We start from the raw sequence: 21,128 nt of genomic DNA on the forward strand, positions 1-21,128 counted from the left end.
TGCACCTGAAGAAATTAACGATGATCGCTTCGCTAGCGATGATGCTTCGCAACATGATGGCAACGAAATCCAAGTGTTCTCTAAAGACAACTCGAACTCTCATCATGCTCGCCAAAGGCGATCTTGTAGGTCGAAGACCGTATCATCGTTAATATGATCAACAACCCCTACCGGTTCAGCTTCAACACAAAGGCATGCTCGCAAGGCTTCTCCTCTGGGAAGTGAACAACCAGTGCATCACGTGTCTTCTCAAACTTGAGCTCACCCTTGTGACCGATCATTTCGACGCTCTCAATGTCGGTATTGTAACGAGCTCCGCCTAAGGACTTGATCTCCAACGTGCCATCTTCCGGCCAGCCCAAGGCAATCGCATACAGTTGTTCTCCCTTGGTTGTGAAGCGAATGTCTTCATTCCCAAAACCGTCGAACTGCATATCCGCGAGATGCCCCACTTTGGTTTCCGTCGGCCCCTCACCATAAATCAACCAAGGACGGCTTTCATAGATCGCTTCGCCGTTCATCTTAAGCCACTTCCCCATTTCACGCAGGCGTTGCTGCTGATCCTCAGGGATCGTTCCATCAGGGGGTGGAGCCAAATTAAGCAACAAACATCCGTTCTTACTCACGATGTCCACCAGGTCATCGACTAAGTTGTTCGTTGGATAGCAAACGAGCTCCGTTGACCAGATCCACAGTTTCTTGGAGATAGAATTATCCGTTAGCCAAGGATCAGGATAGATCTTCGGCATCCGGTTACGCTCCATGCTCTTCAATTCTCTCGTCCTCGATATGCATCCATATGTTGGTGACGAACGCTTCGCCAAAGAGGAGGGCCTTTTCGGCAAGCGCCTAGTCGCGGGAGCTCAAGTATTCTCTTACGGCCTCGGTTTGATGGCCAATAACAACATCCACACCTTTAGCTACGGCTACGACAAGCTGCGCTTCATCAAACCCGTCTTTATCGGAGACACCATCTACACCATCCGCACCCACCTCGAGAAACGCCCCAAGTACGCCGAGATGGGCCTCATCAAGGTGAGCTACGAAATCTTCAAAGGCGAAGGCGAACTTGCCCTCTACGCCGAACACATCCAAACCGTAAAGTACCGCAATCCAAAGGATTGGGAGGACCAAGTGGAGAAGAAGTAGTTTTGGTTCATGTAGGGCTGCCGCTTGCGGCACGCCGCAAGGACTTAGCTTACCACCTCCTGCAATGCGGCGTGGCGGCAAGCGCCACCCCTACTTCCCTGCCAGCGGCTCACACCAGCTACAACGCTTTGTCGCATTTGTTATATCCACACCCGTCTCCCCTCTTGGAAAACAGTCAGAATGTGGTTCAAAAAGTACAATCTTCCGCCACACTGAAATGGCTCAGTTCATTGTGCGTTGCCCAATGAACCTCGATGAGAGAGCGTTTCGCATCCTCGCCCTACCGAGGAACGTATTTTGATAATCGAATAGATCAGCGAAACGTAACTCATGAAGTCTCCCCTAACGACCCTAACATTAGCAACTACCGTAGTCCTGAGCTCTCTCAGCGCCGACGAGTTCAAGCTGGATTGGACTGAATTCCACCAATTTGAAAACGAGCCTGAGTGGTTCAAGGATTCTAAAATCGGAATCTACTTCCATTGGGGTCCCTACAGCGTGCCAGAGCACAGCAGCGAATGGTACCCGCGCTGGATGCACTTCGAAGGCCACCCGGTCTACAAGCACCACGTGGAAAAGTACGGACACCCTTCTGAATTCGGCTATCACGATTTCGTGCCGATGTTCAAAGCAGAACATTTCGATGCCGGAGAATGGGCAGAACTCTTCAAAAAGGCTGGCGCTCGCTTCGCAGGCCCGGTTGCGGAGCACCACGATGGTTTCGCCATGTGGGATAGCGAGATCACGCCTTGGAACGTAGCGGACAAAGGTCCGAAGCGCGACATCACCGGCGAACTCGAAAAAGCCATCCGTGCCGAAGGCATGAAGTTCATCGCCACCTTCCACCACGCTCGTAACCTGCAGCGTCCAAACGATCCGGAAAACTACGAGTACGAGTTCGGACACAGACGTCACTACAACCACACTCACATGCCAGCTTTCGAAGGCATGCCACCTGCAAGCGAGGATGACGAGCTCAAGTATCTCTACGGCAACATGCCGGAGGACCAATGGCTCGAGGAAGTCTGGCTCGGCAAGCTCAAGGAAGTCATCGACAACTATGATCCGGACATCATCTGGTTCGATGCGTGGCTCGACAAGATCCCTGAGGACTACCGTCGCGAGTATCTAAAATACTACTACGAGGAAGGTAAAAAGAAGGGGCAGCAAGTTGTCACCACTTACAAGCAACGTGACTTCCCTGACGATGTCGCGGTCTTCAACATCGAAAAAGGCGGCAAGAAAACCATCTCGCCAGAAGTTTGGCAGAGTGACGACACCGTTAGCTTTGGTAGCTGGAGCTTCACCGACACTCTCAAGATCAAGCCAGTCTCTATGGTCGTTCACGGGTTGATCGACATCGTAAGCAAGAACGGCGTTCTTCTGCTCAACATCTCTCCAAAGGCCGATGGAACGATTCCCGAGGACCAAAAGAACGTTCTTCTCGAGATGGGTGAGTGGCTCGAAATGAACGGTGAAGCCATCTACGCGACCCGTCCATGGTACGTTTACGGTGAAGGCCCAACTCAATACCAAAAGGGTACTCATGGCGGCATCAAGACCACCACGATCTACACATCCAAGGACATCCGCTACACGCAAAGCAAAGACGGCAGCTACGTCTACGCTTTCGTTCTCAAGCAACCAGGTAAGGACGAAGTCATTACACTCGAGTCCTTCAAGCGTGGCAAAGCCGGAGAAGCCCTGGCGATCGACTCCATCCAACTCATCGGATCTACCGAGAAGGTTGAGTGGAAGCGCGACATGCAAGGTATCCACATCGAAGCACCAAACACCTTCGAGAGCGAAATCGCCCTCGTCTACCGTCTGCGTACTAACTAATTCAATACCAGGGCTTGAGGGTCAAACGAACCTCAAGCCCTTCGCTTTCACCGAAAGGTAGCGGCCATGGTCCCCCATGGCCATTTTTTTGTCCCAAACCCCATTCGGTTAGGGCTATATTTTAACGATGATACAGCCTGCGGCTTACATGATCACCTTCGGCGAGCGATGATAGCATCCACCTCAAACATCATCGCTGCGAAGCATCATCGCTGGCAAAGCCATCATCGTTAAATTCCCTCCCCAAGCACGCTACTCGTATCGAACAAAGGTCATTTCCACGATTTCTGGAACACCTTCTTTCTCCAGCACACGAAGGCGATACTTCTGAGCTGTCACTTCCTCGAAGTGATGCTTTTCGTGGAAGGTAATAGGTCCAGCTGAAAAGAGTTCCTTCCATTCGCCGTCAACCAAGGCTTCTACGACATATCTCTGGATCGCCTTCTTGTACCCACCATGCATGGACAGAAAATTGAAGCATTCCGGCTTAGAGAAATCGAGTTCGATCCATGCCGCCTCGTCCTCCGCAGAAGCCTTCCAACCCGTAAACAAATTGCTGTCCAAAACGTTTGCAGGATCAGTACCGGCGTATTCAGACCGGCTCGACACCGTTGCAGTCACGTTCTTATTAGTCGGCTGCAGCTCGGGCAACGCTCTTAGAGGTGGTGTAAACGTTACGACCTCTCCGATCTCAGCCAACCGACGGACAATATTATCATCCATCAACCCCTTATCGTTGGGAGCGGCATTTAGCAGGTAGTTGCTCAGGTGAGCATTCGAGAATTTCAGTTCCTGCAAAACCGACTCCACTGATTTCAGCTCAAGATCCACAAAGTGCTTCTCCCAAAACCATGAGGGCTGCAGAGTAGGTCCCTGCTGAGATGGGAAGGTATTATCGTATGGAATGTGTTGCCCATGGGTTGCTTCGTAGTGGACAACATCCGTATATGCGAGATCGGCACGGCAACTATGGTTAATCACCAAGCAGTCCGGTTGGATCGAATGGATGTGATCCGCTAGTATCTCAAACGGGAATTCCTCGAAATTCGGTCCCCGCCCCCAACGAGATCCCCAACCATCGATTACGATGCATACGATCTCTCCGTAGTTGGTCAGCAGTTCAGTCAATTGACGTTTCGTAAACTCCACCTTCTCCGGCGTAATCGCCCCGTGCTCTATCTTATGCTGGCGATCCCAGACCGAGAAATACAGGCCGACCTCGATCCCCTCCTTACGAAACGCGTCAGCATACTCCTGAACAATGTCTCCCGAATAAGAGCTACTAGCGATGTCGTAGTCAGTTACCTCCGTATCCCAAAGACAAAAGCCATCGTGATGCTTTGTGGTAAAAACCGCATAACTCATCTTCGCAGACTTGGCCGCACTTGCCCATTGCGAGCAGTTCAAATCAGTCGGAGCAAACGACTTCGGATCGTGTCCTGGCTTGGCCCATTGCTCCGCATGATAGGTCCCCATGTTATAGTGGATAAACATGCCGAATTTCAAATTAAGGAAATCTCGGACAACATCACCAGCCATCGCTCTTTGCGGGATGAACTGGGAAATGAGTAGTAGAGCAAGCGCAGAGAGGATCAAACGACCCAGTCTGCAAGGGAACATATCGTTTCGAGACATAGTGTGGCTTATCGGGGTTAAATCGCACCCATACTAACGATAACCAACCAAACGAGCAATGCACGTTTTGACCTTGGCTATGCAGATTCTAGCTTTAACGACAAAGGCCGGAAACGTTTCCATAAGTTAGTTCGGGGACTAAGGAGCAACACAAACGTCCACACCCATACTGCTAGGCAGGCCATTGGGAGAGTATCGTTAAGATCAACGCGTACTGAACGAACAACTACAGACCAACTACAAGAGGATATCGACATTAACCCTTGCGAACAGGACACCTCGCCACGGTAAGGCGGAAGATCTATCGACCCCAAATAGAGTATCGCCAGCAAGGTTATTCCGAACCGTCAGTCCACTCGCTTAGACTCAGCTTCCCGCTTCGCCCTCAAACCACCCAACCCTTGCTTGAAGAACACCTCCGGACGGTGCCAGACTCCAGTGCTCTTCAAAGAAGGTTCGTGCACATCTAAGCTCAGATCACAGTCCACACGAGCAATGATCGAATGCTTCTTGTCACGGGATTGAGCGGCATTGATGAAATGGCACACACCCCATGTCACACCACGCCCATACTCGGTTCCTGTAAATGCATCTGGGGTGTAGAATCCGGTCGCTGTTGGCGTCAACTCGATCACTGATGCGATTTCGAAGTTAACACCATCTTGTGCGTATTGCATAGTTTGAGCCTCATTCCCGTCCTTGATCGCCATTGCAGCGATCCCTTCCTTGAACGGAAAGTAACAGGTTTCGTGCCCCGAGTTCAGGACTGGATTCAGCGGATGCTTTTCAAAGGGGCCAAACGGATTGTCTGCGATTGCCAATCCATGGGCTACCGCGTACTTATCGCGTACATCCGGCCACTTGTTATAGGCCGCCTTGTAATAGAGATAAATCTTATCCTTGTAGACGATCAAATGAGGATCCTGCGTTTGATCCTGATCCCACTCACCTTTCTTGCCAAAAGGAACCACCGCTCTCCCCACATGCGTCCAAGGCCCATCTGGAGAATCTGAATACGCCATAGAAATCGGGCACCAATCACCGCGAGTACCGCTAGGTTCATTGAAGGCCTGAAAATAGAGGTAGTATTTACCTTCCCAAATCAAGATGTCCGGCGTCGCCACCGAACGCCAGCCGAGGGCAGGCTTTTCAGGGCGGGAAACTGCGACGCCCTGTTCCTCCCATTTGAAACCGTCTTCAGAAGTCGCATACCAGATATCACACAAGTCCCAATCCGTTGAAGGAATCTCATCGGTCGCTTGATCTGCCTTGTTCCAACCGATAGGCGGCACCTTCGTATGACGCTTGGTGTACCACATGTAGTACCTACCATCGACCAATACCGGTCGAGACGGGTCGCGACGCGTAATAGTGCCATCTCCGCCGTTATAGTCGAAGCCCTCCAGGCGAGTGTACTTAAACTGAGAGAAGAGTTCATTGTCCTGCACGCGTGGCGCGGGATAGTCAAACATTCGATCCGCTGCTGCACTCATAGGGAAATCCGGTTTGGACTCTGGCATCTTGTGCGGAAAAACCTCACTTACACGACTCTCATCAACAGAGTCATCCTCTAGCACAGTTGGCGAGCAGGCCACCATGGCCAAAGCGAGCAAACCAATCAACCCACATACTTTACTTCGAATCATCATCTTCGTACTACCGACTCTAGATCTCGTTCACCTTAACCCGAAAGAATCCGGGTGCTGATCCAGTCTCTCCACCCGCTTGCACAACAGTCTGCAACTGGGCTACGCCACTTTGCTCGCTGAAAGAGAGTTCCTCTGAAGTGAAACTCATTCCATCGATCTCGCCAATTTCGCTCCAAGAACTCAAATCATCGGAATACTCCAAAACGTGCTCCAATCCCAACGCCTGGAGATCGCTCAAGCGAGGGTATCTCAGGACTAACTCCGGCCCCCCATTCCCACCTCTCATCGTGAATTCGGAAATTTTCGCGTTCTCCGTGCTCACAATATTTCCCACGTAGATAACCGAGCTAGCGACCTTTTCGCCATCCTCGGTTATCGCTGAAATGATCGTTCTTCCTTCGGAAGCCGCTTGCACCTTTCCGCTCGCATCAACACTCGCGACCTCTGGTCGACTTGATGAAAAGCTAACCGTTCGGTTCGTCGCGTCGCCTGGAATAACGGATACATTGAGAGTATACTCCTCACCAACTTCCATGACGATCCCTCCTGGGCTAAGTGAAACATCGGACACAGGCACATCCGTTCGCTTCTGGTAATAGCGAACATAGTCGACCTTCATACTCGTCCCATCGATCGCATCGGTTACCGCTCCTGCTATCCCTCCGTCGAGAATAGCTAGGCTCAAATAGATATTCGTGAGGCTATGATTGAGTGTATGCGCCTTCGTACGAATCAACTCTCCATCGAAGTAGAACTTCATCTCCGTTTCATTCCACTCAAGACCGTAGGTGTGATACTCCTCTGAATAGTCGATTCCATTGACGGAATCAAAATCAACTAATTCCTGCCAAGATTCACCATCGTGATACTGTATCCGGTAGTTTGAGATGAGAGCTTTCCACTTTCCGCCGCTAAGCCAACCATTAACGAACTGGATGGCACCAATCTCCTTCTCTTGATCCCATTCGATCTCCAACCACTTGTCTCCGGCCATCTGGGAAATCCAACTGCCCTGAAGCACCTTTCCGTCGGCAATGCTCGAAGTCTTCGAATTGTCATTGAAGAAACCACTTGCAGTGATGCTCGTCCCTGTCGCTCGCGTATGGTTAACAAGTCCAGCAACATCTGTATCCGCAGTCTCCGACAACACGTTTACCGGATAGCCTGCCTCGTTCGGTGCATAAGCCCGAAACTCGCGGATATGGAAATGAGCTCCATGCGTGGATGAAAACCTTATCCGTTTTGTCGATACAGGGGTTTGAAGCACGTGCGAATAGGCCTCCGATATCGGCAGTGATCCCGGAGTAAAGTGCTTGGGATCATCTTCGTGCTTTTCGACACCGTTTTCGATCCACTTGTCGGTCCAATTGTGGACGTTAGTGTTTATCTCGTTGGGATAGTGCCCTTCGTTGACATCCATCTCGAAAGCCTTCTCTCCTTCCCCAACGCCTCCACGAGGCCACATCCAGAACGAATTATTCGTACCAGTCGCTCCCGCATACTTGTATCGAGCCTCGTAATACCCGTAGTGAAAACGCTCGTTTGTCCAGGTGCTTCCAGACGTCCAATCCTGGCCACCGCGACTCTCCTTACGGTTGATCAATTCGAGGATTCCATCTCGAACCACAACGTTCTCACGCCAACGGCTTGATATGACGAAACCGCCCGAGGCCGAATGCTGGGCAGTCCATTTCTCCTCTAATTGCTCATCTGGGTAGTCAAACTCATCATTCCATACCAATTTCCATTGATCCAAATCGATCCGCTCGCTTGCGAACCCCATCGAGCACGCAAGCAAGCAACTGGTGATGGCAACAGCCCTAGGGATAAACAGAAAAGAGATCACGAGTTACCCTTTCTCCCCACGAGCCTTACGCTGCTCATCAGTCAACCCTTGCTGAAAGTACACCTCTGGCTTGATATTCACCTGAGTATTCTTCATCTGCGGGTTTTCCTCATCACGACTCAATGAACAATCGAAGCGTGCAAGAAAACCGTACTTCTTGCCCGGCGAGCCACCGTTGGTGAAATGACACAAGCCCCACTCGAATCCCCGACCATCACCTGTATCCAGAAAAGCATCCGGAGCGTAGGGTTTGGCGGCGGTCGGGAAAAGAGTCGAAACCGCAGCGATGTCGAAGTTTACGCCATCCGGAGAATACTGGATCGTATTGGCCTCATTGCCGTTACGAATCGCCAGAGCCGCGATCCCTTCGCGGAACGGAAAGAAAGTCGTCTCGTGCCCCGAGTTCATGATCGGGTTCAAGGGATGCTTTTCGAACGGTCCCAGAGGGTCATCCGCAGTTACCAATCCAAGCCCCACCAGATAATCCGGACGATCGCCAAAGGCGGCCTTATAGTACAAGTAGATCTTTCCATTGTAAACCAGAGGAGCTGGACCGTGGATCGAGTACTGATCCCAAGTACCCGGTTCTCCATTTTCAACCGTGACTCCCTCTGCCCGTGTCCAAGGACCGTCAGGAGAATCCGAATACGAAACTGCTACCGGACAATTATCTCCCTTCGTACCGCTTGCCTCCTCAAAGGCTTGATAGTAGAGATAGAATTTCCCCTTCCATTTCAGAATATCCGGAGTCGCCACCGAACGCCACCCAACTTGAGGCTTAGCTGGACGCGGTACCGCGCAGCCCTGCTCTTCCCAGGTAAAACCGTCCTCGCTGGTCGCATACCAGACCTCAGCTAAATCCCAATCGGTCGAGGGAATTTCATCCGTGCAATTCGCTGCCCCTCGCGGCGGGCAAACCGTATCACGCTTCGTGTACCAGACGTAGTACTTACCGTTCTCAAAAATGATCTTCGACGGATCACGACGTGTGAGCGTTCCATCCGCATCACGGTAGTCGAAACCTTTTAGCTTCGTGTACTTGAAACTGGTGAAGAGCTCATTGTCCTCAGGGCGAGGCGTCGCGTAATTCTCATAGAGACGCTCCATCGAGCCACTCAGAGGGCGATCAGGTTTGCTTTGCGGGATATCCCAAGGGAAGTCCGATAGTTTGACGACTGGCTTAGTGTCCATTTCAAAATCTTAGGTTTTGGGGGATAAAGTAGCTGTAGGAATGGCGCCCGCTCCAAACGACTTCGCAAGATAGCACGAGAGCGAAGCAATGCAGATCGAGCACCAACCCTACGTCTGAGGTTGGGCATTAAACCAAACCTAACCGATATTCGCCATGGACAATACATTTGTATACATGGACAATATCCCGACATGAAAAAGCCGCCCGCCCAAGTTCGCTGCGAGACAGAGGTTGCGAAGCTCCTTCGTTCCGCCGGGCATAAGTTCCAAGACTTGTCAGATCTCCCGACCAAAACGATCGCCGACGTCCAGCGTGGCGTCGCGCCCGGCATGCGGGATATGCAACTCGCCAAGAATCTCCGCCCCGCCCTCCTCGAGGAACCAATCACCCAGGACCTGCTTTGCACCCGAGCCGGACATCACCAAGCCGTTTACTCCCACTACCTCAACCGACCTAGCGGAACGGAAAACACTGTTTTCATCTTCTGCACTCGTGGTCGGGGCTGGTTGGAGCTCGACGGACAAGCATGGCCTGTTGAGGAAAACGACGCCTTCATCGTTCCGCCGCACACCTCACACAAGTACGGCTCAGATCCCGACGATCCTTGGGCTCCTTACTGGGTTCATCTCCAAGGCAAACAAGCTCCAGCCTTTCAAGAGCTCATCACACCTTCTTCAGCCCCTCCAGTCATCCACCTTCCCCACGCCCAAGAAGTCACCCTCTCCCTCGAGCAACTCATCAAGGCCATGAGCCGCGTGCACACATTCGTAAACGTGCTCGCAGCCACCGGGGAGCTCTCCCGCCTCCTCACCCTCATACAATTCCGCATGAGAACCATCGAGCCACGTTCCCGCTCGGCCGAAGAGAATCTGGATAATACCATCGAATTCATGCAACAGAGCATAAGCCAAAAGCTCACCCTCCAAAATTTGGCAAAGGTCGCCAACATGAGCCCCAACCACTTCGGAGCCCTCTTTCTCAAACGCTTCAACAGCACTCCGATCGACTACTTCAATCGTCTGAAGATACAGAGAGCCTGCGAACTGCTCACCACGACCAAACTCCCCGTTGGCGAGATCGCAGACCAACTCGGCTACAGCGACTCCTTCTACTTCTCCCGACTCTTCAAAAAGACCATCGGTGTATCCCCGCGTGGATACAGGTAGGGATTGACCGCCGGGCAATCCGCAAAAGCAGGATGCTGCAAATCGGCTCGCCGGGCCGTCGAGCCCTACCTTTCCACTCGCTTGGCAAAAGCAATTATCAGCTCTCCACTCTTAGTCCTGCCCAGCAACTTGCTAGCGAAGTTCCCTTCCATGCTACCTGACCTAGCTCCTAACTGTTACTCTCCAAGATTCTCTGCTCCAGGTGTCGGCGTCATGAAGTCGAAGGTGTTCGAACCGCTTTCTAGTCGACCATAGGATGTATCCACTGCCTGAGCCCCAAACTCCACTCGATCCAAAACGACATTCCAATTGGCGTCCGTATCCACGATCAGGATTTCTTCACCGCTAGCAGAGAGTTTAAAGTTCGCATGAAGTCCTTCATCGGAACCATCTTCATCTGCCCACACGATCAGAAAACCATTAGCAGGGATCGTTGTGCCCGCTGGAATCTCCCATTTGCGCGGATTATTGGCGTTGTCCGTCAAGAACATGCCCGAGAGATCAAATTCAGCGTCAGTGAGGTTCTTCAACTCGATCCAATCATCGTAGTCTCCCTGTGGATCAGCAAGGGCAGTATCGTTCGAAGCCATGAACTCGTTGATAACGATCTTCGTATCCACAGCGTCTGCTGTAACGATCTCAAATTTGAGAGGATCAGACTCCGCTCTGGCAGGAAAATAAGTAACGGACCGATCACTGTTTCCCGAAATAGCTTCTACATAGTATCGGACCTTTTGTCCTGCTTGATAGCCTGCGGTTACGCCTCCAAAGAGACCGTCGTTAGCTGCACCATCGTCATGCAGTCCATCGTCGTACATCTCAACATCCGTATAACCTCCCACATCACCTACTCGGTAGTACAAACGAACAGAGTCTATCCCTTCCGAGTCATGCTGAGAAACAGATGCCACAACCGGAGCTGGCTCGCCCGCGGCGGGTACTTCCAAAAGCGTCACGCTCTCAACAGTCGGCCCAGACTTTCCAATATCCGCGTGGCCGCGCAAGTAGTCGTACCTACTTTGTATGTGCGACTTCAAATTACTTATATCTAGATTGTGAGTCGCAAAGGTAAAGCCCCGCTTAGGATCATCGTCTACTGCACTAGAAATCACAGTCCGGTAGGCCTCGATCAATGTATCCATATACTCTGGATTAAACTTCTCGTCCAAGATAGTCCGAAAGTGAGCGAAGTAGCGCTGCTTCAATTCCGGATCATTCAAAAATTTGTAGATAACAGGACGGTTCGGATCGTTCGCGCTATCCAATGGGCTTAACGTCTCTTGGCCTACCGTAAACGCTTCATTTCCATCGTGCTCAACTGGATGCATGCGACCCGCTTCAGGATCAAAATAGATTTGATAGTCCCTTCCCTTAGAGTAGTAACCATCCGCATCCGTAAAGATGTTCTCCGCGGCGATAAACCAGAGCCACTCGTCTACCGCAAATTTCGTTTCCATCGTTTCACGATAGTTCGAAGAAGAGGGATCGGTCTCGTCTAAGAGCTTTGCCACCGCGATCAAATTTCCCCAAGCGTCTCCCGTTCCATCCTTTTTCAGCTCGTACTCACTTGGGTAGTCACTTGAGTTGTCCCCTAGGTACATCAAGGCAACGTCTCCACTTGCGAATTGGCCGCCACCGCCGCCTCCGCCACCGGGAGGCCTACCTCCTCCGCCACCAGGCCCAGTATCCCCACCACCAGCGCCAGTACCGCTCGCAGCTTTCCAACGATCCCCATCGTAGTCGTCAAACCACTCTTCGATCAGTACCCCATCCTGCTGTTGCGCATTCGAGTACAATCCCCAGTTCTCCCCGTTTATTTCCAAGTTGATGAAGCCGCCAGCAGGAGAAATGCAGTAATCCTTGATCGAATTAAAATACAACGCTTCACGCATCATCGATTCGTCGTTGTGAGCATTATTGAAATTGAAGCTCTCATAACCCATGATATCAAAGTTTGCGTCGAGGTACTCCATGTCGATTGCGATCGACTTCTTTTCACCCGCTTGGCGATACGAGGTATTACCTTTGTACCGTATACCGACTTCTGGATACGAAAATCCATCGTAAGTTACCTCTCCAGCAAGGAATGTCGCATCCGCATAATTCTCGTCCAATATTGTACGCCAATTCGATTCCTCAAACGCGATGCTGATCGTCTGCACAACCGATGTATCATAAAAACCAGGAAAGCGCTTCGCACGAAAGAAAACAGCTCCATCTGATTTTGGTACCGACACAGGCTTTTCATCTGAATACACCGCCTTCACATCCGGTAGCCGAGCCCACTCTACGAGGTCGCTCGATGACTCAAACACCCAAGCATCGTCCTTATCACCATCCACGGAGAGCTCAAATTCATCGTCATCGATTTTCAATTCAAGCTTCCCTACGATTTCTTCGCCCTCCGCTAGAGCTCCCCCCATCGAAAGTAAAGCGACCCAATAAACAACTCTTGTATCCATTTCAAATTCCTAACGTAACGAATTTTTGTATACACACCCTAGCGAATGCCCACATCCACAACTGACACGCCAACAGACTTTTCCAAATTCGAACAGGCTCGATAGAGCCTCTGCTTTTGCTCAATCAATTCACTTCGCAACTCAAACTGAGCTTCCCGCATCTTCCAGTTCTCCATCAATTTATGGCCAGGACTCTCGCCAAACAAACCGTCGTTCGATTGCCCCAGAACCTCTTGCAAGCGACGATTCGCTTCTACGTACTGATTCGCTTCTTTCCAAGCCATTGACACGCGATTCTCGACTTTCTTCAACTCACTCCTGAGCAGCACCACTCCCTCCGCCTGGGCGGCCGCCAAGAACTCTCGCTCAACTGAGCTGAACAGATCGACGGAAAAGCCTGCCCTAACTCCCCACTCGTTGGCCAAGTCTCCACTCGTTCTTTGATTGGTATCACCCCACTCTACTTGAGCAAAGGTAGGCTGAGGGATCCAAGACCCTTTGCGTGAAATCAAATCCGCATTCAATAAGTCGTTGTCCCGCGTCAGCTCCAGAATCGTCTCGTCGTTCCGGATCGCTAAAGTCAAAGCCAACTGTGAATCAGGAAGAATTGGCAATTCCCAGTGTTCAATATCCTCACTTGCAACGAGAACCTCGCAGTTTTCAACAGTCTCGCCAAAAAGGCTCAGCTTAGCGATAGTGTCCTGATATTCTGTATACAATTCACTCAGGCGAGTGAACCGCTTAACAATATCCACCTCCACTAGAGACACCTCTCCAACCGTTACGAGGGCAGCCTCCTCCAACTCCTTCATTCGTCCGTGGTGCAGCAATAGTTCCCGCAAAAAAGAGGAGCTCTCAACAAAGAGCCACCGAGCAAAAACAGCTTCAATGTAACTGTCCCGCATTTCCACCGAAATACGCTCATGCAGGGCCGCGATTCGCTCATTCGTCCAATCCGAATCGATCTCCTCGATACGGCGAATCTGTTTTTGCTCCGCCTTCCTTGGCAACCTAATCCGCAGTCCTACCTCATAGTCCTCCCGCTCACGAAGACTGTCCTCGCCATAACCAAGCCTCACTTCCGGGTCAGGCCAAGTGCGCCCAGCCCGAGCCCTCAGGCGAATCACCTCCAAATGAGCCTTCAAACGAGCAATTCTCTCGTCTGACTCTTGAGCCTGCGATATGTAGCGTTTTAGCGTAAGCCCCGGTTTTCCAACCTCGAGCCCCACTTCAGTCTCGTCCATCCATGCAACGATCCGGGAAACGCTTTCGTTCGTTGGTTCCCCCCGCGCTGGGTACAGCAAAGTACAAAAGAGAATAAGAGTGATAAATTGACTACACACTTTCACTTCTAGATTTCTCCCCCGCCATTTCTCATCTTTGAGAATATGTTGGCGACAAGCGTTCTCAAAGCAGACGGCTCAGCTGTATCCAAAGATACCAATAGCCGCTGCCCTTCTGTCCAATCTGTAGGCGACGGAAGACTGATCGTTAGTATCCGACCACTGATTGTTCGCGACATGATCGGGTTCGAGGTATCAGGAACATCGATCACTGTCGGGCTCATACTCTTAACAACGCCAAAGACTCGCTGAGCCCCGTGACCAGAAAATCTCATCACAACCTCGTCGCCCTCCTCTACGAGTTGTTGTGAACTCAAAGGAAGAAAGGCACGAACAACGGGAGACTTTTCCTCCACCAGTTCTAAAATCGTTTCACCGGACCGCACGACATCTCCCTCTCGTTTCAGAACCCGAGCTACCAAGCCACTCCGGTTCGCTTTCAGCGAAAGAGCGTCTCGCTGCTCTAGTAAAAGAGACTCTAGCCTATCTCTTTTCGGAGAATCCTTAACCAGGTAAGATTCTCTCATTGTAATCAGTTCCTGTTTCTCCGCTTCTAATTCTGCTAAAAGATTCGGGTACTCTGCAACGAGGGTCTCAGATACATTTAGTCGTATACGATTTCTGGAGACTGTTTCCACATCGATCAAACGCCTTTCAAGCAAAGCTTCCAATCGTTCGCTCTCCTCTCGCAGAACGATCAACTCCGCCTCCTCCGTGGCCCGCTTCAGCGAGAGGTCGCGTATCTCGCGTCTCACTCCCGCCAATTCAGCGAAAAATTGACGGTATGCATCCCGAGCGTCACGTTCACTGCGTTCGCGGAGTTCAGCTAGAGCAATTTCAGTTCTCAAATTATCGATCTTCACCAGCGGTTCACCAACTCTGATTCGATCTCCTACTTCAGCTGAAATATGCGAAATTCGCCCTTCTTGCTCCGCGGACACACTATACTTCGGATACTCTACGACTCCCACAAAAGTCGCCGATTGACTCCCGACCTGCATGCCCCAGACGACGCCGAAAACCAAGGATGCCCATAATAAGATTGGCCAACGCTTACAGTTTCGAGCCAACCAAATGCGGAAACGTTTAGTCCGATCTAGACGATACACTTCTTGCTTCCCCATCCTCTAGATCTCCACCGTCTCTCGCTGCATGATAAAGCTCACTTCACGGAGTCCATCCACCTCTTTAAGCGTATTCAAAAAATCCGACTGTAGCGACTTCTCTACGAGTTGAACTTGATAAGCGTACTCAACCCCTTCGCCCTGAGCCGCCTCCCGCATGGCAACTAATTCAACAGAGTTGGCATAGTTCTTAAAAACTTCCGACAAGACCGTTTCTATGTCCGAACCGCCGAAGGCAAGGAATCGAAGCAAGCCTTCATTATGCCTTTGAGTAGAATTAGGTGACCAACTGAGAACAAGAACACTCAAGCAAAAGAACACCGTTCCAAGGACAGCGACCGCATAGATACCCGAACCGCTCGATATCCCAACGGCTAGCGATGCGAACAAGAAAATGATATCCCTTGGATCGCGAATCGGGGTACGAAAGCGAATAATCGCTAGAGCCCCCAGAATCCCCAAGCCACGAGCTAGATTGTTTCCAATCGCTACAATCATAATCGTAGACACAATACTCGCTAGCACCAGCGTTTGAACGTACGAACGGGAATAGCTAAAGCCTACGTGCGTCCAACGATAAACGGTCGCCAGCATCGAACCGAGCACCAAGCTCAGCCCGAGTGAAGTCAATATCTCGACTACGCCCTGCTGGCGTACCGCTCCCAATCCCTCAATAAATGTATCCATCCTAAGTATACTAAAACCCACATCGATCGGAAGCAGCCGTGTAGCGATCTCCCGAAAACAAGCTCTCTAACCTCATCGCGGTCGAGTACTTGCAAAATCCAGTTCGGCTAAGGTCGAAGTGCCGTATCATTTTGAGAATCCAAGTGGGCACCTGCAGCGATGACTTGATTTCCAGAACCAGACCGCCAAATGGCCGTCTCAGACCCATTTCGCTATCCATAACACGCCACTTGCCATCATCTTCGCCAAAAAACCGATATCCTTCGGCCCGTCGGTAGCGGATATTGCGATCCATGGTCACGCGGACATCCTTGTCGACTGTCCCGATCCACGATTCGCGCTCATAGCGAATATGAGCCACCGGACGAGCCCCGATCGCATTCTTCAAACGCAAAAACTCCAAGTGATTCGAAACCTCGAAATCTGCATCCAAATCCGGGATACAAAACGGCTCCTCAAACAATGCGTCACAATACTGCTCAGCTCTCACCTTCGAACGCGTTTTGCGAACATAGTTCTCTTCCCGACGTTTTACTTCGAAAAAGTAGGTCCCCTTCAAGTCCGTTCCATAGGTTCGGACACGAAGTTTGAAACGGTTCACCAACTTACGCTCCTTAGCTAAGTGCAGGCTTAGTTTGGGTGAATCCAGCTGGAGGGTCGATACCGTGTAGCTCGGCGGCGTGCCACTAGCATTGCAATCAGGCTCGCAGAACAACCGAGCGTAAGCACGAATCTCGTCCACCATATGCTTAGGCACGATATACTTTAGCTCGTGCCGAACCCTTGGTGTCACGACAGTGGGTGAGTCTTCAGTTTTCAAAGCTGATGTCAGCCCTACCACTCCTGCCTCCTTTCCATAAACACGTAACCCATCCGTAACATGCGAGAACTATAGATTAACAAAGATGATCGAAAGATGCCCATGCCTAGTTTTCGAGACTTAGCCCCAAACGAAAAAAAGAGGCCTCCCCGATTATCTCTCCCTTAAAGACAATCAGCTCACTCCCATCTCCTAGCAGAGTACGGGTGATAGCCTCAGCCTCATTCTCTCTCTCCTCCCAAAGGCCCGAATCACCCAAAGCATCCGAAAACCATAGGTTCCAAACGACATCACTCGGGTAAAGTGATCGTCGAACACTCATTTCAAAACCACCTCCTTCAGGATTCGTTTGGTTTATTCCGACTAGCGAAATGCGGCCGGATCCACCTGTCGCGTACTCCCAGAGATTTGCTTCTCCATCTTCATCGAAGTCTGACGTTGGGACAGTTAGCTCGACCAATTGCAGATCCTCATCTGAAAACCAAGCACGCTTCCAAACCTCATAGCTCATTCCCCTTACCCAACCGGGAGAACCTTGCTCACAGTAACTCAACGCCCAGCTATCTGCATCGCGGCCGAATCCAACGAGGTCAACTCTCTCAATACAAGCCCCCTCCTGCTGGCTCACTGGCCAAGGAGCCTTATCGTTGTAGTCGACAACATCCACGTCGATATATGGGACAAACACCTGCCCATCAACCAAATCTGGAGAATCAGGCTTTTGAAGCGAGATGCGCTCCCCTGCATTGTCCAAGGCCCCTGCATATGGCCCCAGCACCATGACTCCCTCGAGCGGACCATAATATTCTCGAAAGACAGAGGGCTCCACCTGAGTCACAACAGCCATTTGATTTGGCTGTAAGGTCAATCCAGAAGGGAAATCAAAAGCCAGTCCGTTGATTCGCCACGTGTTCGCCGGATTTTCAATATCGTACAGCCTCACGTTCTCACCACTCGTATTCAACAGTTCGATATACTCATAGCCCCCGGCCGAGGGATCGTAATAAATCTCACTAACTACAATTTCACCCCGTAACGGCTCAACATTCTCACTTCCCAAAGTACGTTCTGACAGAGCCACCATTTCCGTCTCACCCGTAGATAAAACATAACGTCCAAACGAAACCCCATTATCCGACGCCCCAAATTCAACGCCATATGAGTATCCTGTCAGATTTCCGTTTTCATCAGCCGAAAACAACCAGAGCGGCTCGCCATGGCTATTTAAACTGAAACCAGTTTCGCCTACCCCAAACGCGATCTCATCAACCACAAAGTAACCATCAGGAGAGACCGAGCTTCCATTGGGAATACGATATTTCTTCGGGTTTTCGTATTGGTCACTCAAATACCAGCCGCCAATTTCTGCGGTCTCACCTGTCGGATTGTGCAGCTCAATTGCGTCCACCAAGGGTAAGTCAGTATGAGTGAGAACTTCGTTGATTACGACTTGGACTATATCCAAGCTTGGCTCAGGCCGGGCCGGAGATCCCAGCTCCTCCGAACTCGCCCGCCAAGCTGAGTAGTCATCCTCATCACTTGGAAGGAGGCTCGGGTCACGAAGCACTAACGACTTTCCTGCCCCATCCGCTTCGGAAGGCCAAGGACTCGAGTCTCTGTAATCAACCACAAACAAGAGCTGCCCAGAAGCGTCCAACAACTGAACCCGCTCGCCAGAATTGTCCAACTGCCCTTCATACTCACCCGAAGCGGACACTCCGGAATACCTCTCCTGAAAGGCCGCCGTATTCGAAACGATCACTAAAAATTCCCCGGGATCCAGCGAGCTAGCGTCAGGAAATGTGAATACGATTCCATCGTTGAAGTAAGCCCCAGAGAGATCGACAGCATTCTCCCCCGCATTGTAAATCTCGACAAACTCGAGCTCGCTCCCCTCGAATCCAGACCCCGACGGCGGATGATACATTAGCTCCGAGATGACAACCTGCCCTAGGCACAAGGAGAAAGCTCCACTAAGCCAAAACACCAGAATTCCCCCAAAACCTCGATCTACCCTAAACCTCACGACCATCAATCAATGAGGTTCATCCTAGCGAAGCAAAGATGCTCAAAAGATGCTCACCGAGAATATTATCCGCTCAACTGCATCTCGAGCACCCCATCCACCAAGGATGCTTTCAAACTAAGGTCCAGCACCTCGGCGCAACGTTTGGCAATCGATAGTCCTAGCCCCACATGCGAATCATCCGACCTTGCCTTGTCGTGTCGCCAAAGCCGGTCAAACATCACCTGCACATCATCCTCATTCAGGTCAGGAGCGTCATTCAGCACACGCAACAACACTCCTTCTCCCCCAATAATGATACGCACCAATGTGCCCGAAGGCGCATAAAGCAAGGCGTTGCCAAGCAAGTTCGACACGATCGAATCCATGAGCACTGGATCCGCCAAAACTTCGACCTCTTCGTCAGCCTCAACAGATAACTTGAGCGAACGCTCATCGATCAGCGCTTCACGCAACCGAAGGCTCTCACTCACAATCCCTTTCAGTCCAATCAACTCCCTCTCCGGCTGCCCAACCTTCCCTTCAAGACGAGCCAACATCAACAAACTGTTCACCGTCGACTTCATCTTCTTGGCAACATTCGCGATCTCCTCGAAACCCTCCACCGACTGGTCGTCAGGCCATTTGGCTGCCACCTCAGCCATCGACAATATCGAAGCCAGCGGCGTACGAATCTCGTGGGCCAAGTCGCTGCTGAACCGCCTTTCCCGCACAAAACTATCCTCCAGACGGTTCATCAAATCGTTCAGGCGGTTCGCAATCGGGCGTAACTCCATTGGCAGAACGTCCACCCGAAAACGCTCGTGCAGCGAATCCGCCGACAACTTGGACGCGCGCCGCCCGATCTCCTCCACAGGCTTCAAAGCAAACCGTGAAGCGATAACCAGTAAGCCAGACAATGCGAAACAACAAACAACTCCGCCCCCCACAAGTTTCCTACCAAACAACTCTAGCTGCTCATCCAGGTCTCCGCAGCTGATTGCGAAAACCACCGTCCCCCTTTCAGGATCGTATCGAGGCCCCATTCGAACCTTACGAGAAAAAACCCGCTCACCATCATCTAAGAACTCCTCATACTCTTCAGAGGCTCGAGAATCCGCCTCGGGGATAGACAAGTTCCTCCCCCTCAGGCTATTCGATCGACGCATAACGTCGCCGTCTTCGTTCCACTGCTGAAAGTACTTTCCGCTGTCCCTATCTGAAAAGGCAGCCAATATCAAAGAGAGAGGGTCCGCCTCCTCTTGCCCATCCACATCGAGGATACGCGGAGGCCTCGGCCCTCTGGGTCTGACAGGGATCAACGCGTTTCTGCCAACGACTGACAGTTCCCCAAGCTCGCTCTTGAGATCGACTTCCATCCGAGCCTTTTCCGACTGGTAGAGCGTGACACCTCCTAAAAAACAGATCACAGCAAACCCCGGCAGAAGCCAAAGAAGCAACATTCCCCTTACGCTACTCATCGATCGCTTTCCTTCAGCACATACCCCATGCCGCGTCGGGTTTGGATAGTAGTCACATCATTCTCATCGACCGAAATTGCTTTCCTCAACAAATAGACAGCTTTCTCCACGACATTGCTCATGGGCGACGCCAACTCATCGTAGATTTTCTCCTCGATCTCTCCGCGTGTCACCACTTGTCCACTACGCAGCATCAAATATTCCAGCAATGCAAAAGATTGAGGACTCATGGTTAACTCCTTGCCTCCACGCGTAACAATCCGAGCTGAGCGATCCATTTCCAGATCCCCCACCGAGACCGTCGACACGCACTGCTGGTAACGCCTTCGACTCAAAGCCTCCACCCGCGCGAGCAATTCATCGATCACGAACGGCTTCACCAGATAATCATCCGCTCCCATCCGTAACCCCTCCACCCGATCCTCGATCGCGTCCAAAGCCGTCAAAAACAAAACCGGCGTATCCTTCCCCGAGCCACGCAAGCGCTTCAAAGCTTCCCGGCCATCAATTCCAGGAAGCATGATGTCGAGGATAGCCACGTCGTAGTCGTTCTCCTCCGCCAACCAGAGCCCTTCCTCCCCATCGCCACTCTCGTCAACTCGATAGCCGCTTGCCCTCAAGGCTCGAACAACCGATTTTCGAATCTGAACGGTATCTTCGACAACCAGCACCCTCATGTCTGTAGCCTAAAACTCATAAAACCAACCAATTACAATAAATCTAAAAC

15 protein-coding genes and 1 pseudogene are annotated in these 21,128 nt (G+C 51.3%); 3 read left to right on the forward strand and 13 right to left on the reverse strand.

The window, feature by feature from the left end:
* Positions 1-167: 167 nt before the first annotated feature.
* Positions 168-764 (reverse strand): alpha-L-fucosidase, encoded by a 597-nt coding sequence (locus JIN87_RS03615; protein ID WP_200354157.1) that lies wholly within the window; start codon positions 762-764, stop codon positions 168-170.
* Between JIN87_RS03615 and JIN87_RS03620 the strand changes: the two are divergent.
* Both JIN87_RS03620 and JIN87_RS03625 read left to right on the forward strand, forming a co-directional pair.
* Positions 760-1,149, forward strand: a pseudogene (locus JIN87_RS03620) (MaoC family dehydratase); the annotation flags it as partial. The gene JIN87_RS03615 and the pseudogene JIN87_RS03620 sit on opposite strands and share 5 nt — an antisense overlap.
* Positions 1,150-1,479: 330 nt before the next feature.
* On the forward strand, positions 1,480-2,991 hold the full coding sequence (locus JIN87_RS03625) for an alpha-L-fucosidase (protein WP_200354159.1): 1,512 nt from the start codon (positions 1,480-1,482) through the stop codon (positions 2,989-2,991).
* Between the two features lie 252 nt (positions 2,992-3,243).
* Here JIN87_RS03625 and JIN87_RS03630 read toward each other — a convergent pair whose 3' ends face one another.
* The 4 genes from JIN87_RS03630 to JIN87_RS03645 all read right to left on the reverse strand — a co-directional run bounded on the left by JIN87_RS03630 (position 3,244) and on the right by JIN87_RS03645 (position 9,312).
* Positions 3,244-4,626 (reverse strand): alpha-L-fucosidase, encoded by a 1,383-nt coding sequence (locus JIN87_RS03630; protein ID WP_200354160.1) that lies wholly within the window; start codon positions 4,624-4,626, stop codon positions 3,244-3,246.
* A gap of 347 nt (positions 4,627-4,973) precedes the next feature.
* Entirely contained in the window at positions 4,974-6,275 is a 1,302-nt protein-coding gene (locus JIN87_RS03635; RefSeq protein ID WP_200354161.1) for a glycoside hydrolase family 117 protein, read from the reverse strand.
* Positions 6,276-6,291: 16 nt separating this feature from the next.
* A complete protein-coding gene (locus JIN87_RS03640; protein WP_200354162.1) occupies positions 6,292-8,058 on the reverse strand; it encodes a family 16 glycosylhydrolase in 1,767 nt (588 codons plus the stop codon).
* A gap of 66 nt (positions 8,059-8,124) precedes the next feature.
* Positions 8,125-9,312 (reverse strand): glycoside hydrolase family 117 protein, encoded by a 1,188-nt coding sequence (locus tag JIN87_RS03645; protein WP_200354163.1) that lies wholly within the window; start codon positions 9,310-9,312, stop codon positions 8,125-8,127.
* Positions 9,313-9,504: 192 nt separating this feature from the next.
* Here JIN87_RS03645 and JIN87_RS03650 point away from each other — a divergent pair, with 192 nt between their 5' ends.
* Positions 9,505-10,479, forward strand: a complete 975-nt coding sequence (locus tag JIN87_RS03650; RefSeq protein ID WP_200354164.1) for an AraC family transcriptional regulator — start codon at positions 9,505-9,507, stop codon at positions 10,477-10,479.
* A gap of 176 nt (positions 10,480-10,655) precedes the next feature.
* On the opposite strand, the gene JIN87_RS03655 is transcribed toward JIN87_RS03650, so the two are convergent.
* From JIN87_RS03655 to JIN87_RS03690, 8 genes are all read right to left on the reverse strand, one after another.
* Positions 10,656-12,941, reverse strand: a complete 2,286-nt coding sequence (locus tag JIN87_RS03655) for a CotH kinase family protein (protein ID WP_200354165.1) — start codon at positions 12,939-12,941, stop codon at positions 10,656-10,658.
* A 38-nt stretch (positions 12,942-12,979) separates the two neighbouring features.
* Entirely contained in the window at positions 12,980-14,185 is a 1,206-nt protein-coding gene (locus JIN87_RS03660) for a hypothetical protein (RefSeq protein WP_200354166.1), read from the reverse strand.
* 107 nt (positions 14,186-14,292) lie between these two features.
* A complete protein-coding gene (locus tag JIN87_RS03665) occupies positions 14,293-15,408 on the reverse strand; it encodes an HlyD family secretion protein (protein ID WP_200354167.1) in 1,116 nt (371 codons plus the stop codon).
* 3 nt (positions 15,409-15,411) lie between these two features.
* A complete protein-coding gene (locus JIN87_RS03670; RefSeq protein ID WP_200354168.1) occupies positions 15,412-16,095 on the reverse strand; it encodes a DUF4956 domain-containing protein in 684 nt (227 codons plus the stop codon).
* 10 nt (positions 16,096-16,105) lie between these two features.
* Complete coding sequence (locus JIN87_RS03675) at positions 16,106-16,936, reverse strand: polyphosphate polymerase domain-containing protein (protein WP_325176362.1); 831 nt, start codon at positions 16,934-16,936, stop codon at positions 16,106-16,108.
* 85 nt (positions 16,937-17,021) lie between these two features.
* The gene (locus JIN87_RS03680) at positions 17,022-18,947 is read right to left on the reverse strand and encodes a lamin tail domain-containing protein (protein WP_267909339.1); all 1,926 of its coding nucleotides are present in this window, start codon (positions 18,945-18,947) and stop codon (positions 17,022-17,024) included.
* 59 nt (positions 18,948-19,006) lie between these two features.
* Entirely contained in the window at positions 19,007-20,401 is a 1,395-nt protein-coding gene (locus JIN87_RS03685) for a histidine kinase dimerization/phospho-acceptor domain-containing protein (protein WP_200354171.1), read from the reverse strand.
* Positions 20,398-21,078: a response regulator transcription factor gene (locus JIN87_RS03690; RefSeq protein WP_200354172.1), complete on the reverse strand. Its 681-nt coding sequence runs from the start codon at positions 21,076-21,078 to the stop codon at positions 20,398-20,400. The genes JIN87_RS03685 and JIN87_RS03690 overlap by 4 nt, the downstream gene beginning before the upstream one ends.
* Positions 21,079-21,128: the final 50 nt, after the last annotated feature.

This window comes from Pelagicoccus mobilis, assembly GCF_016595505.1.
GTDB lineage: Bacteria > Verrucomicrobiota > Verrucomicrobiia > Opitutales > Opitutaceae > Pelagicoccus > Pelagicoccus mobilis.